The sequence below is a fragment of the Bradyrhizobium sp. 2S1 genome (assembly GCF_011516625.5).
Lineage (GTDB): Bacteria > Pseudomonadota > Alphaproteobacteria > Rhizobiales > Xanthobacteraceae > Bradyrhizobium > Bradyrhizobium septentrionale.
Genome location: NZ_CP147717.1, coordinates 3,910,668 through 3,924,389 on the forward strand (window position 1 = coordinate 3,910,668; position 13,722 = coordinate 3,924,389).

Sequence of the window (13,722 nt, forward strand, 5' to 3'; positions counted from 1 at the left end):
ACCGCCTGACCGACCCGTACTTTGCAACGCGCTTGAGGTGTAGGTTGGGCGAACGGGGGGCGGACGCCCCGCCGGTCAAGGACCGAGAGGCAGCAGCGCGCCTGGCAAGCCGCGGATCAGGTCGGCTTCGGGACATGCCGCGGCAAACGCAAGGCGAATGCGGCTCGTGGTCTCGACGACACGGGCAGCGAGTTTCAAGAGACGAAGACGCAGCGTCGCGAACTCGGCTGTGGCCAATTCCCGGGCTTTGGGAATCGCGTCGCGCACGGTCAGCATCAGCCAATAAGCGGCGGTGTGGAGAACGAGGCGGACTTGATTGGCGAGCGCCGAACGGCAGCTGGTGCGATCGGAGGCGAGCTGTGTCTTATGCAGCTTGATCAGATTCTCGGCTTGGCCGCGCGCGCAATACAGGCTGTCGTAGATCCACTCGGCCGAGCCGACATCGAGGCTGGTGACGACGAAACGGATGTCGAGGCCGAGCATCGTCGCCTCAATACGGGCGACGGTACGCCGTTCGCGATCCCAGGACTTGGCCTTGTGGCGCGTCTCGGTATAGCCACGCAGAACCGGCAGGTTCTCGATGGCGCGTCGCGTGCGGATGTCGTCGGCGGCCTCGTCGAGTTTTCTGGCGAGCGGCTTGGTGCCGGACAGACCGAAGATGTAGTCGATGCCGTTGGTCTCGCACCACGCCATTGCCTCCGGCCGGGCATAGTGCCCGTCGCCACGGAACGTAATTCGCGTGTTGTGCCACCGCGTCCGGATATGCCGTATCAGGCGGCGCAGATGGGCACGCACCTCGACGCCGCCCGGCGTCTTGCCGGGCCGCAACACGACCGCCACGGGCCGGCTCTTCTCCGTGTCGTAGACGTGGATCGGCAGGAAGCAGCGTTCGTCATAATGAGCGTTGAACAGCGAGAGCTGCTGATGGCCGTGGACGACATCGCAGGTATCATCGATGTCGAGCGTGACGGATGCCGGCTCGCGCGGGTAGCTATCCATCCATGCGTCGACCAAAGTGTAGGTCAGTCGGATCACGTCGCGCAGGCGCGGAGCATTCTCCAGCCGCGACAGCGTCGGTTGGGAACACAGATCGCGACCCGTGTCCGGCAGCCGTCCGCAGGCCAGCTTGAATGCGGGATCGGACCGCAGATGATCGAGGTCGTCGGCGTCCTCGTAGCCGCAGCAGATCGCGAACATGCGCGCGCGGAACATATCGACAAGGCTGTGCACGACCCGCGTCGGATCGCGCCGATCCGGGAACACCCGGGCCAAATTGTCGGCCAAGCCGAGACGCCGCTCGGCCATCGCCAGAAGCATCACGCCCCCGTTCGAGGTCAGCCGACCGCCATCGAAGGCAGCTGTGACTTTCTTGGCGTGAACGGCTGGAAACGAGAAGGGCAGAAGCGTATCATCGGTCATGGCGGGCCTGGCGTTCGCGGTTGAGGTGATGGGGTTGGCTTTGCAACCGAATCCTACGCCGCATCAGCGCTTTACACCACGCTCGCCAGCCTCTCAGGCGCACTCTGACGAATAAGACGGGTTAACTCGATCTGATAGGGAGCCGCGATGTGCAAATGTTTGGTTGAGAGCAGAGATTTCGTCAGCGCATTGGAACGCTGATGGACCATCGTCACATGCGATATTTCGTGATCGTTGCGCTGGCTTGTCAGCAGTATCTCTCAATTGCATTTATCTATGCAGCCGTCCCAGTTATCTTGCGTTCCAATGGTGCAAGTCTGGAATTGGTTGGTTTGTTCAGCGCTGTATTCTTCGCTTTCACCATAAATTTCCTTTGGGCTCCCGTCGTCGATTGTTGCTGCTTGAATCGCCTGGGGTTGAGGCGCTCGTGGATTTTGTCGACCCGGGCTCTTAGCGCTGCTTCGATGGCGGTGATGGCGGGCCTGAACCCGACAGCCGACTTCGTGCCGGTTCTTATGGTCTGCCTCGCGCTGGCGACACTCGCCGCGACGCAACGTATCGCGACGCTCGGCTACGTCGCGGAGGCGCTTGCTACGGCGGAGCGTCCGTTCGGCGCAGCGTTGCTGGGTTGGGGTGGGGCAATCGGCAATGCGATTGGCGGCGCGGTATGCCTCCAGCTGATAGAGGTGGTTGGCTGGCGTCCGGCCTTGCTCGGCTTCTCACTGCTCCTGCTCGTCTTTGCCGGATGGATTTTAGCGATCCCTGAACCCACCCCGCGCGAGGATACGGCGTCGCAGCCGCCGAGTCGCTTGTGGATCCGCGCGATATTGCGGAATCAGAGTTTGTGGACGACTGCGGGGCTGATCGCACCCGCTGTTCTCGGAGTGGCGGTCGCATTTGCGATGGTTCAGCCGAGGCTGGTCGATCTCGGCTTTGCCGCCGCCGATATCGGCTGGATCGGAGTGCTCGCTAATGTCGCTACGTTTACGATCATTGCGCCCCTCACGAGTGCAATGGTCGCCCGAACGGCCCCGCATCGTGCCGTGGTGTGGGGTTGTACAATCCTAGCGCTCAGCTTCGCGGGGCTTGCGTTCATCGAACGCTATGTCGGGACCGGCGTCAGTGCCGTCGCGAGCGTCGGCATCGTCTTCGCAGCGCTAGCGGTTCAACATGTCGCGTTCACGAACTGGTTTCTTGGACTGGCCCGGCCGGGCGAGACGGCAACCGATGTCACGTTCCTGACCTCCATGATGTCGGCATTTGCACTGGTCGGCTTCGCCGCGAGCGGCTTTATCGCTACCAAGTTCGGCTACGGGACGACGTTGATATTGCCTGGCGTCGGCTATGCACTCTCCGCCCTGTTCGCTGTAGCGACAATGCGATTCCGTCAAAATTCCGTAGAGCCGGCGAGTGATCAGCTCCTGGTGGAGCATACCCAGTAGTTGGACTGAAGACTCATGACATCAGCAGTTTACTCCGAGGGCACTGGCCGGTCCGGCGTCCATCTGCTCCAACCGATCCGCGCCATGCTCGGTCTTGCGATCATCATGCAGGTTGTCTCGTCGGGCCTGATTCTGGCTCCATTGATGGGGTTGGCCGAGCTGGCGCGCATTCTCTCGGGCGGTAGTGTGCAGGAACGCGACGCATGGTGGGTCGTGATGGTTTCCGCAGTATGCCTCGGCGGCGCATTGGCATTGCGAGGGCTGGCGGAATTGACGACCCACCTGGCCGACAACGCCTTTGCGCTGAATTTGCGCCAGCGGCTTGCTCGGAGGATCGCGCGGGCGCCTCTTGGATGGTTCGACGACAACAACAGCGGACGGATTAAGCAGGGCGTTCAGGACGACGTCACCGCCATCCATCACTTGATCGCTCACTCCTATGTCAATCTCGCCAACGCGGTGGCGACCACGCTTTTCGTATATGGTTATCTGCTGTGGATCGATTGGCGGATGACCTTGGTGACGCTGATCCCGCTGCCAATCTCCGTTCTCTACTACAGTCGTGTGATGGCTGCGAGCAGTGACGCGAAGATGGCCAAATACGGGGAGGCATTGGGTCGGGTCAATCATGCAGTGATCGAGTTCGCGCAAGGTATTCCGTTAGTGAAGATCTTCGGGCAGCAGGGACAGGCCCATCGCGCCTATCGTATCGCCGTGGATGATTTTGCGGCGTTTTTTCTTGCCTGGGTCCGCCCTCTGATCAAGCCGGAGACTTTGTCGTCCCTGGTCATTGCCCCTGTCACCTTGCTGTTTCTTGTATTGGTCTTCGGCACGCTTGCCGTCGGTCAGGGCTGGCTCGAAGGATCTAAGTTGTTGCCCTTTGCGGTTCTCGGGCTCGGAATATCGATCCCGGTTTCTGCGTTGAGCCGTGGAGCGCAGTCGCTGCAGTTGAGCCGGGGAGCTTTTGCCAGACTGGCCGAATTGCTCAGTATCCCGCAGCAGCAGGAGCCTCAGTCGGAGCTGCAGCCGGATGGCAACGCGATCAGGTTTGAACGGGTGACGTTTTCGTTCGACGGGACGCGCCGGATTCTGAGCGACATCTCCCTGACGCTGCAGCCGGGAACGGTCACTGCGCTGGTCGGCCGGTCCGGTTCAGGCAAGTCGACGCTCGCGAAGCTTCTGCTGCGTTTCCATGCGCCGGAAAGCGGCCACATCACGCTCGGTGGGCACGATATTGCGGCGATCAATTCCCGCGAGCTGTATCGGAAGATCGGGTTTGTTTTTCAGGAGGTGCGGTTGCTGCGCATGAGCGTGCGCGACAACATCGCGCTGGGGCGGCCGCTAGCCGCTGATCAGGAGGTCGAAGCGGCCGCTGTCGCGGCCAATATCCACCAGCGTATCCTGCAACTGCCGCGCGGCTATCAATCTGTCTGCGGAGAGGATGCGCGCTTTTCCGGCGGAGAGGCACAGCGGCTGGGCATCGCGCGTGCCCTATTGCTCGCGCCTCCGGTTCTCGTGCTCGATGAAGCAACTGCCCACGCCGACGTCGAGACCGAGGCCGCAATCCAGACCGCACTTTCTGCCCTGATGACGATTGGAGATCGCGCCCGAACCGTTCTCGTGATCGCACACAACCTCAAGAGTGTCATGAATGTGGACACCATTGTCGTGCTGAACGACGGAAAAATCGTTGAAAGCGGCGATCATCGCACGCTGCTGGCTCGCGACGGTGATTATGCGCGGATGTGGCGAGTTCAAAACCCTGTACTCCAACAAGAGGTGAATGGCCGATGATCATTCGGCGGTTGGCGCGGCTACTTGGACCGGACCATGAATCGGTGCTGCGGCGCTATCTCTGGCTGATGCTGGTCTGTTGTATCGTGCAGGGCCTGACATTCGTGCTCGTGGTGCCGATCATGCAGGCGCTGCTTGTCGGTGACCCCGGTCTGGCGGCGTGGTGGTTGCTGCCGCTGGCTCTCGGCACAATCATGACCTGGTCACTGAACTATGTTGCCACGCTCCGCGGGTTTCAGGTTGCAATCACGCTTTTGGAGATACTCCGCCACCGTATTGGTGAACACGTCGTATCGCTGCCGCTTGGCTGGTTCACGCCGCTGAACGCCGGCCGGCTTGGGCTGATTTTGAGCCAAGGTGTGATGGATCTCCTTGGCCTGCCCGCCCACCAACTGACGCCTCTGATGCGCGCCACAGTGACACCGCTTGTGGTGGTGGTTGCGATGGCTTTCTTCGACTGGCGGTTGGCCGCGATGGCGGCGATTATTTTTCCGGCGATAGCGGTGGTCTATTGGTGGGCGGGGCGTCTTGGGCGCGCCGCCGATCGGGCCGTCGCCGACGCGGCGGCCGAAGCGGGTGATCGCATGGTTGAATTCGCGCAGAACCAGGTGGTTCTGCGCGCCTATGGTTGTGGCGAGCGCGGCTATGCGCTTTTCGATGCGGCGCTTGTCGGGCAAAGTCGCGCCAACCGCCGCCAGTTGTGGCTAGTTCTGCCGCCCTTGCTGGCCAATTCCTGGCTGGCGCAGCTCAGTTTTTTGACGCTGATGGCTGGTATCACCTGGCTGGCGATCGGGAATGCCTATCCGGGGCATCTGGTGACTTTGATCGCAATGCTGGTGCTGATCAATCGCGTGGTCGACCCATTGACGGAGGTCGCGAGCTACAGCGCCGGTATCCGTATGGCAACGGCTCAGATGGAGGCGGTGGAAGCGATCCTGATCGCCGAACCCTTGCCAGTGAATCGCCCAGTTCAGGACGCGCCCACCGAATGGGACGTCGAGCTGGATCAGGTTGGCTTCAGCTATCAGCCCGGGAAGCCGGTCCTCGATGCGATCAGCCTGAGATTGCCGGCGAACACGACCACCGCGCTGTTGGGGACCTCAGGTTCGGGCAAGAGCACGATTCTGCAGCTCATCGCACGGTTCAGCGACCCCGACAGCGGCACCGTGCGCATCGGCGGCGTGGATCTGCGCCAGCTCGAAAGCGCTGAATTGATGCGGCTGATCTCTCCGGTCTTCCAGGATACATATTTGTTTTCCGGAACATTGCGCGACAATGTCCTGCTGGGACGTTTGACTGCGAGCGAACAGGAGTTGCAGCGAGCAGCGGAGCTGGCCCGGCTTGATGACGTCATCGCCCGGTTGCCTGCCGGGTGGGAGAGCCCGGTCGGCGAGCGCGGGAGCCTGCTCTCGGGAGGCGAGCGTCAGCGGGTATGCATTGCCCGCGCACTGCTCAAAGACGCGCCGATATTGTTGCTGGATGAGGCGGCAAGCGGGCTCGATGGCGAGAACCAATCAGCCTTCACCGAAGGGTTGCGCATGCTGCACGGACGCAAGACCCTTCTTGTCATCACACACCAGCTTGACGCAATCCGGACCGCAGACCAGATCGTGGTGCTCGACAATCATCGCATCGTCGAGCAAGGCACCCATCCACAGCTGCTGGCCGCCGATGGACGCTACGCCGCTTTCTGGCGTGCACGGTCGGCGTCGGCGGGCTGGCGATTGCACGGCTTCCGGAACTACACGACATCAGACAGGAGCCGGTATGCGCCCGTTTCTTGATAGCAGCGCCAGCGCGAAAGAATGGCCGTTGCCGGCCAAGGACCTGACGGACCTTGATCTGTTCACCCGCGGCTTTCCCCATGCGCTGTTCACCGAATTGCGCCGATATGAAGGCCCGTTGTTCCATCCGGCTACGGCGCTAACACCCGGCGGTGAGGGTTTTTGGGTGGTGTCTCGCTATCGGGACATGGTGCCGATTGCTCGTGATCACGTCGCGTTCTCATCCGAGAGCGGTGGTGATCGCGAGGGCGGTGGGACGATGATCGAAGATCTCCCGCGCGCGGTCGGAGTGGGGTCTGTGATCAACATGATGGACGATCCGCGCCACAGGGCGTTGCTTCGCCTGGTTGCGCCGGGTCTTACTCATGCCAAGATCGCCGCACTGGAGCCTGTACTGGCCGAAGCGGCGCGGGTAGCGGTCGCTGACGTGCTAACACGAGGCCATGGTGACTTGGTCAAGGACATCGCCGCCGAATTGCCGCTGCTTGCGATTGCGAGCCTGCTTGGCATCCCGGCACAGGATCGGCATCAGATCTTCGCCTGGATCAATGCTGTCCTTGACTACGCGGATCGCCAGCTTGGCGAGACCAGCCAGAGCAGCGCGCAAGCGATGCAGCAGTTCATGGCTTATGGGCAGTGTTTCGTTGAATCGAGGCGGCAGGCGCCCGGCGAGGATGTCGTCTCGCTGGCGGTGACCGGGGAATTGCGTGACGGCCTCGGACGCCTGTCACCGGTCGAACAGTTGATGGTGTTCAACGTGGTCATGGTGGCTGGCCTCGAAACCACCCGCAATGCCATCGCGGGTGGCGTTCTCGCCTTCATCGAGTGTCCCGAGCAATGGACGCGGTTGCGAGAAGAGCGAACATTGATCAACCCGGCGCTGGAGGAGATCCTGCGTTGGACCTCCCCGACTCCCTACAATCGCCGCACCGCCACCCGTGACGTGGAGATCGGCGGCCGGCTAATCCGGCGTGGTGAGAAAGTGACACTGTGGTGGGCGTCGGCCAATCGCGACGAAGGGTTCTTCGAGCGACCGTTTGATTTCGATGTCGGCCGATCGATCAATCCGCATCTGGCATTCGGCAGTGGCGGCCATGGTTGTCTCGGCGCGCAGCTAGCGCGGCTGGAGATGCGCGTGGTGCTGAATGCCCTGCTTGATCACGTCGCTGGTTTCGATCTGGCTGGTGACGTGGAATGGGTTCGAAGCAACAAGCATACCGGGATCCGGCGCATGCCGGTTCGCTATACGCCCGCTCCTTCGCATCCGATCCAGCGCAATACCGCCGCCGGTGTGAGCGAAGGCAGCTTCTCATCTCTTGGGAGTACCTAATGTCCCGATCCAAATTGCCAGATGCTTGTGAAAATCTGGGAGACATCCGCGAGGGGATTGACGAACTGGATCGCCAGATCGTGGATATCCTGAAGCACCGCATGGCCTATGTCAAAGCCGCGGCTCAGTTCAAGCCGACTGAGGAGAGCATACCGGCTCCCGACCGGGTGGCTGCGATGCTGACCGATCGACGGGCTTGGGCTGAAGTCGCTGGGCTGCCCGCGGATGGTGTAGAGACGCTGTTTGCCAGTCTGATTGAATGGTTCATTCAGCAGCAAATTATTCATTGGCGGGTGCTGCGTGGTGCACAGGATCAATCGGGGCCATCATGCTGACAGAGCTGCGAAATGCTCCAGACCTGTTGCGGTGTTTGACGGAAGCCCGGCGCCGACTAGGTGATGGACACTCTCAGTTGCTGGCGTCGTATTCCTTGCCGTGGGCACATTGCGATCATCTCGAAATGTTTGCGGCCAATCAACGGCACGAGCAGCCAGTGACACTCTGGTCGGTTCCCCAGCAGGAGCTGTCGCTGCTCGGCTTGGGCTGCGCTCATGAATTTCGAGTGGGGGTGGGGGCACCGTGGAGCGCCGTCCAGGACCAGTGGCAGCATTTGCTAGAGACCGCGGTGATCGACGGCGGTCATCGGCCGATATTATGCGGAGGCTTTGCTTTCGACCCTCTTCGCTCCCACCAGTCACGGTGGCAGGATTTTCCCGCCGCCGCGCTCACCCTGTCGCGTTTCTGTCTTTCCAGGCGCGGCAACGAGACGCGTCTGATCATGAACATCCTGGTGAGCGCCGCTTCCGATTGCGCCGCGCTGGTGGACGGCGTCATCGCGGATTGGGCCAGGATCGTGTCACGCCGGCCGCCGGCGCTGCGGGTCGCCGAAACACCGGGGATGCTGGAGCACGACATCGCCGCCGATACCTGGCGGTGCAAAGTCGCGGCCGCCGTGGCGACCATTCGCGCCGGCACCATGGACAAGGTGGTGCTGGCTCGGACCCGGACCGTGCCGCTGACGGTCTCGGTCGAGGATGTTCTCTTCAATCTATCGCAGACCCACCCCGACGCCTACGTGTTTGCCTTTGCCCGCAATGACGCCTGCTTTCTGGGGGCATCGCCGGAGCGTCTGATCGAATTTCGAGATGGCTATTTGTCGACGTGGGCATTGGCCGGCAGCGCGCAACGCAGCGCAGTCGCGGCCGAGGACACGCGCTTCGGATCGGGCTTGCTGCGGAGCGTCAAGGATCGTCACGAGCATGCGCTGGTGGTGAATGAACTGCGGTCGGTTCTCGCGCGGCACTGCAGGCAACTGGATATCCCTCTCGAGCCGAGCCTGCGCAAGCTGCCCCACGTGCAACACCTGATGACTCCAATCGGCGGGCAGGCGAACGATGGCCTGCGACTGCTCGCGCTGCTCGAACAACTGCACCCGAGCCCTGCGGTCGGCGGCTTCCCGCGGGCAGATGCGATCGGATATATCCGGGCGCAGGAGGAGCTGGATCGCGGCTGGTATGCCGGCCCCGTTGGCTGGATCGATAGCCGGGGCGAGGGGGAGTTTGCCGTTGCACTGCGCTCGGCGCTGTTGCGCGGAGGATGCGCCACGCTATTTGCCGGTTGCGGGATCGTCGAAGGCTCATCTCCCGATAACGAATATCGGGAGACCGAGGTGAAGATGCGAACCATGGCCGCGGCGCTGAACAATCAGACGTCCGCTTCACGGCTCTTCGAAGAACATGGCTATTCTGACGCTCTTTTCCGCTGATCTCGATGATCCGTCATTGAGCCAACCAGCGGTCGCAGCTTGCCTCAATCTAGGCGAGCGGAGCCGAGCCATCCAGTTCGCAAGGCCAGAATTGACGCGAAGGTTCGTGGCGGGGCGAGTCGTCATGCGCCATGTCCTGGGCCGCATGCTTGGGAATCGACCTGCGGACGTGAGTATTACCTACAATGCTTGGGGCAAGCCAATTGTGGTGGGCGGGCCGTTCTTTAATCTTTCCCATGCCGGTCCAAATGCACTGTTTGCAGTTGATGAAGACGCTGCCGTGGGAGTCGATGTTGAGTGCAACGATCCGGCGGCGCAGCTCGAATGGTTCGACATCGCCTTGTCATCGCGTGAGAGATTGTCACTTGATCCCGAGAGAATTGATCCAGCGGCGCTGCTGCGTCTATGGGTCCGCAAGGAAGCTGTCGCGAAAGCTGTCGGACGAGGGTTGTCGTTAACTCCGGGGTCGCTCGATCTTGGATGGCGTGCGGTGGATACGCAAACTTGGTATGATATTGAGATTTGTGTTGATGGCTTGTCAGAGACATTGGCGCTTATCGATCATTCGTGTCGCGACATAGTCGCTCTTGCGCGAGTGGGGGCGCCTCCATCTCGCATCGTACGTGAACCTTTTTCTCCTGTGCTGGACGCCTCGTCACTCGCACGATGACGATTTCGAGGATATCCAATTTATTATGTCCCGATCACCGGAGATAACGAGAAGGCCACGCGCGTGCCGTCCCTAAGCGCCATTTTGCGCGAGTAATTCGCAGCTCGAGAATTCGAATGACTTTATATCCCGCCGCTACAGCGGTCCAGATACGTGCGGCCAAGTGTTGTCGTCAGAAGAGCTAACAACACACGCAGAGTTATTATTCGATTGGAATTCGACTAATTCGAAGTTGGAGATTCTATCTCCTCGACCTCGTGCATACGTCTTTAGCCTGCTCGCAAACATCAACCATCTGGCCACTCAGGTCGGGGTTATCTACTGATTAATCCAGTAAAGGATGCCGCAACGCGCGACAACCTAGGCAGGATTTCCATGTGTGTGAACGGCGGTCGTCACCGCGGGGAATACAGGTGATGACGTCACTGCCTGATCAACGAGGGCAGTGATGATAGGTGTTTGTTTTTTGCGGTTACTCCAGTCTCCTAGAACTCGGCGCTATCGCGCTTATCGTCGCTATCGTCACCCCGATTGCCTCGCTTTCGATTGCCCCCGAGGCGTTTGCACAACAAGCGGACACCATCATTCTTGATCCGATCGAGGTGACGGCTCGTCGCAGTTCCGAACCGCTCACATCTGTACCCGTCAGCGTCGATGTGGTTCAGGGCCGCGATGCCGAACTCGAAGCGCCTAGCAATGCTGCGGTTGATATCTCGCGTCGGGTTCCGAACTACAGCGTCACCGATGTCGGCAACCCGCTCTTTGCTTTCGGCTCGATTCGCGGCGTTGGTACGCTCTCATTTCCGCAAAACCCATTTGATTCCACAATTGGGTATGCGCTCAACGGTATGCCGCTCTCGATGTACGGCGGGACGCAGCAATTGCTCGACGTCTCGCGAGTCGAGGTGTTGCGCGGCCCGCAAAACGTCTTGTTCGGCAGATCGAGCGAAGGCGGTACCGTCAACATTGTTCCAGCCGAACCGGATGGCGTTCGCGATATTCGTCTCAGAGGCGAGGTCGGTACCAACGGCAACTATCTAGAGCATTTTCCGATCACGTTGCGTCGCAACCAGCCGCGACGAGATAATTTTGGCATTCCTCGGGTGAGAAGCGCTTGAGAGCGTTGGCGATTGCTTGCCAGAGATCGGGCATGGTGCGCGCTGCGGCGGCCCGCAACAGGGCTTTCAGTTTAGAGAAGGCCATTTCGATCGGGTTGAAGTCTGGACTGTAGGGCGGAAGATAGAGCAGGCTTGCTCCGACCGCCCGGATGGCCTCTCGAACGCCATGGACCTTGTGAGCGGGCAAGTTGTCCATGATAACGGTATCGCCCGGCCGCAGCGATGGGGCGAGCAATTGCTCGACGTAGGCCAGGAAAGCGTCGCCATCCATTGGACCGTCCAGAACAAGCGGCGCGATCAGACCGTCGGAGCGCAATCCAGCGGTGAATGTCGTCGTCTTCCAATGTCCGTGTGGGATAGCTGCACGACATCGCTCGCCGCGTGGCGAGCGGCCGTAAAGCCGCGCCATTTTGGTGTTGGCGCTGGTTTCGTCGATGAAGACGAGACGCTCAGGGTCAAGATCGATTTGCCCTTCGAACCACTCCTCACGCGCGGCATTTATATCGCCGCGCCGTTGCTCGGCGGCGTGCGCTGTCTTTTTTTAAGTGTGATCTTTCTGCGCTGGAAAAAACGCCAGAGCGACGCGATGCCAGTCGATATTCCACGACGTTTCAACAGTTCTCGCAACTCGGCGAGCGTGATATCCGGCTTCGCTGTCACTGCCTCCAGAATCAATTGCGAATGCGCTTCGATGCGCTGCGATTTGCGGTCACCGCCCTGGCGTTTAGGAACGATGTCGCCAACTTCCTTGAGGCGACCGCGCCAGCGGATCGCACTGGCCGCGCTGACACCAAAGCGCTCAGCAGCCTGTCGACAGGACATGCCACCGTCAATCGCGGCTATCACCCTTTGACGAAGATCAACCGAAAGCGCCCTGGCCATACATGCTGGCCTCCCTCGCCAGCATGCAGCTTGAATCTGACTCGCGCCGTTTTGGGAATCCCCACCCGATTCATTCCGGTCGGAAAATGCTCTAACCGATCTCATCGCTGGCGGAACACTGATCCCGGGCGTGCTGAACGGGCGCGGCGCCATCCGCTTCACGGGCGGACACGGCGATGTGAAGAACATGCTGAGTGGTGAGAACCTGCCGAACAGCGATATAGGCGCCGCCCGTGGTTCATTGCGTTGGTTCGCCGGTGACCGCACGACCGTAACGGTTTCGGGGTTTTACGAACGCAACCAACAAGACACGTTCAACTACATCCTGCGCGGCGGTCCGAACTATCCCGCTGCAATGCTCGATGAGCCGCTTGGGTTCAAGCGGAAGCTTGCGATCGGTTCGGTCGAAGTCAAGCAAGAATTCGACAATTTCGATCTCATCTGCACATTCGGCATTCAGGATATTCGTGCGCGGATGACCTCCGACAATACCGACGGCCTTGTCTACAGCCAGCTCACCGGTCTTCCTCCCAGCTTCTTTTCGAGCAGGACCTGCTCGGATTGTACGCGGTACGACTTCAATGAGCGCGCCTATTCCGGGGAGGTGCGAGCAACGTCGAAGCCGGAGGCTCCGGTGCGCTGGATTACGGGTGTCAGTATCTACAATTCCAGTTTCGAGCAGGGCGGCACCAACACCAGTTCTCGTTCGGGCCGACCCAGAACGGCTTATATAATGCGAAGCTGGATCTGAACAGCTACTCCGCCTTTGGTGAAATCGGGCTTCCGCTGACCGACCGGCTTACGCTCACGCCCGGAATCCGCTTCGGTCAGGATTCCGTGTCCCGCCGCGGCAGCTATGTGTCCAATGGCGCGCCGGGAACGGTGGCAAGCTTCAATGAATACGGCAAGGTCAGCGATCCGTTTGTCGCCGGTGGGGTGACGCTCAGCTACAAGGTCGATGACGATGCGATGATCTACGGATCGGTGAAGCGCGGCTATTCAAACGGCGGGTTTCCATACTTCAACATTTATTCGGTTTTCGGCAGGGCCGCTCCGTCCTACCCAGCTTCCTATGCCTGGACCTACGAAATGGGTGCGCGGAAAACCCTCCTGAACGGCCGTCTGTCGCTCGATGGCTCGATCTTCTACAACGACGTCACCGACGGTCACGTCAACTCTTTCGATCAGTTGGCGAACAGCTTCACGATCGCAGCGCTCGACTATCGAACCTACGGCTTCGAGGCCTCGGCGCGCGCGCGCCTGACGGATAGCTGGACGGTTCGTGGCGGTGTTGGCTACGTGCACGCGGAGTTCGCCAATATTCCCGCCAATGATACGACCGGCGCTAGGAACGGCGGACGTGTGCCGGGAGTCCCCACGTGGTCCGGCAATGTCGCCCTGGAACACCGGCTGCCACTCACTCAATTCGGACTCGCGGGAGATCTCGTCAGCGTCGGCGAACTCCAGTTCGTCGGTGGTCATCGCGCGGCCGACATCGCCAACACCTTCGATCTCCAC

Annotated in this window: 11 protein-coding genes and 1 pseudogene; 10 read left to right on the forward strand and 2 right to left on the reverse strand. The window is 60.6% G+C overall.

Annotated features, from left to right (window positions below; translation table 11 throughout):
• Window positions 1-75: 75 nt before the first annotated feature.
• On the reverse strand, window positions 76-1,419 hold the full coding sequence (locus HAP54_RS18555; RefSeq protein ID WP_166302501.1) for an IS1380-like element ISBdi2 family transposase: 1,344 nt from the start codon (window positions 1,417-1,419) through the stop codon (window positions 76-78).
• A 215-nt stretch (window positions 1,420-1,634) separates the two neighbouring features.
• Between HAP54_RS18555 and HAP54_RS18560 the strand changes: the two genes are divergently transcribed.
• The 8 genes from HAP54_RS18560 to HAP54_RS18595 all read left to right on the forward strand — a co-directional run bounded on the left by HAP54_RS18560 (window position 1,635) and on the right by HAP54_RS18595 (window position 11,322).
• Complete coding sequence (locus HAP54_RS18560; protein ID WP_166302504.1) at window positions 1,635-2,861, forward strand: MFS transporter; 1,227 nt, start codon at window positions 1,635-1,637, stop codon at window positions 2,859-2,861.
• Between the two features lie 15 nt (window positions 2,862-2,876).
• Window positions 2,877-4,655, forward strand: coding sequence for an ABC transporter ATP-binding protein (locus HAP54_RS18565; RefSeq protein WP_166302507.1), 1,779 nt, complete (start codon window positions 2,877-2,879; stop codon window positions 4,653-4,655).
• Entirely contained in the window at window positions 4,652-6,439 is a 1,788-nt protein-coding gene (locus HAP54_RS18570; protein WP_166302510.1) for an ABC transporter ATP-binding protein, read from the forward strand. The genes HAP54_RS18565 and HAP54_RS18570 overlap by 4 nt, the downstream gene beginning before the upstream one ends.
• Window positions 6,423-7,769, forward strand: coding sequence for a cytochrome P450 (locus HAP54_RS18575; RefSeq protein WP_166302513.1), 1,347 nt, complete (start codon window positions 6,423-6,425; stop codon window positions 7,767-7,769). Before HAP54_RS18570 ends, HAP54_RS18575 begins: the two co-directional genes overlap by 17 nt.
• Window positions 7,769-8,104 carry an isochorismate lyase gene (locus tag HAP54_RS18580; RefSeq protein ID WP_166302516.1) on the forward strand — a complete coding sequence of 112 codons (336 nt, stop codon included), beginning with the start codon at window positions 7,769-7,771 and terminating at the stop codon, window positions 8,102-8,104. Before HAP54_RS18575 ends, HAP54_RS18580 begins: the two co-directional genes overlap by 1 nt.
• Complete coding sequence (locus tag HAP54_RS18585) at window positions 8,098-9,534, forward strand: isochorismate synthase (protein ID WP_166302518.1); 1,437 nt, start codon at window positions 8,098-8,100, stop codon at window positions 9,532-9,534. Before HAP54_RS18580 ends, HAP54_RS18585 begins: the two co-directional genes overlap by 7 nt.
• Window positions 9,506-10,204, forward strand: coding sequence for a 4'-phosphopantetheinyl transferase family protein (locus tag HAP54_RS18590; protein ID WP_166302521.1), 699 nt, complete (start codon window positions 9,506-9,508; stop codon window positions 10,202-10,204). Before HAP54_RS18585 ends, HAP54_RS18590 begins: the two co-directional genes overlap by 29 nt.
• A gap of 455 nt (window positions 10,205-10,659) precedes the next feature.
• Window positions 10,660-11,322 (forward strand): TonB-dependent receptor plug domain-containing protein, encoded by a 663-nt coding sequence (locus HAP54_RS18595; RefSeq protein WP_166302523.1) that lies wholly within the window; start codon window positions 10,660-10,662, stop codon window positions 11,320-11,322.
• Here HAP54_RS18595 and HAP54_RS18600 read toward each other — a convergent pair.
• Window positions 11,258-12,204, reverse strand: a protein-coding gene (locus HAP54_RS18600; RefSeq protein WP_166302526.1) for an IS630 family transposase whose coding sequence is annotated in 2 segments (ribosomal slippage) — window positions 11,258-11,865 and window positions 11,865-12,204 — 948 coding nt in all. Because the reading frame shifts where the segments join, the coding sequence is not laid out codon by codon here. The two genes, HAP54_RS18595 and HAP54_RS18600, sit on opposite strands and share 65 nt — an antisense overlap.
• Before the next feature lie 130 nt (window positions 12,205-12,334).
• On the opposite strand from HAP54_RS18600, the gene HAP54_RS18605 reads away from it, so the two are divergent.
• Window positions 12,335-12,955, forward strand: coding sequence for a hypothetical protein (locus HAP54_RS18605; protein ID WP_166302529.1), 621 nt, complete (start codon window positions 12,335-12,337; stop codon window positions 12,953-12,955).
• Window positions 12,844-13,677, forward strand: a pseudogene (locus tag HAP54_RS18610) (TonB-dependent receptor domain-containing protein); the annotation flags it as partial. The gene HAP54_RS18605 and the pseudogene HAP54_RS18610, both read left to right, overlap by 112 nt.
• Window positions 13,678-13,722: the final 45 nt, after the last annotated feature.

What these genes read in the sequence shown, in the direction of transcription:
- HAP54_RS18560 (WP_166302504.1), top strand. Translation starts at nt 1,635, where the DNA reads ATGCGATATTTCGTGATCGTTGCGCTGGCTTGTCAGCAGTATCTCTCA.
- HAP54_RS18590 (WP_166302521.1), top strand. Translation starts at nt 9,506, where the DNA reads ATGGCTATTCTGACGCTCTTTTCCGCTGATCTCGATGATCCGTCATTG.
- HAP54_RS18585 (WP_166302518.1), top strand. Translation starts at nt 8,098, where the DNA reads ATGCTGACAGAGCTGCGAAATGCTCCAGACCTGTTGCGGTGTTTGACG.
- HAP54_RS18575 (WP_166302513.1), top strand. Translation starts at nt 6,423, where the DNA reads ATGCGCCCGTTTCTTGATAGCAGCGCCAGCGCGAAAGAATGGCCGTTG.
- HAP54_RS18565 (WP_166302507.1), top strand. Translation starts at nt 2,877, where the DNA reads ATGACATCAGCAGTTTACTCCGAGGGCACTGGCCGGTCCGGCGTCCAT.
- HAP54_RS18555 (WP_166302501.1), bottom strand. Translation starts at nt 1,419, where the DNA reads ATGACCGATGATACGCTTCTGCCCTTCTCGTTTCCAGCCGTTCACGCC.
- HAP54_RS18580 (WP_166302516.1), top strand. Translation starts at nt 7,769, where the DNA reads ATGTCCCGATCCAAATTGCCAGATGCTTGTGAAAATCTGGGAGACATC.
- HAP54_RS18570 (WP_166302510.1), top strand. Translation starts at nt 4,652, where the DNA reads ATGATCATTCGGCGGTTGGCGCGGCTACTTGGACCGGACCATGAATCG.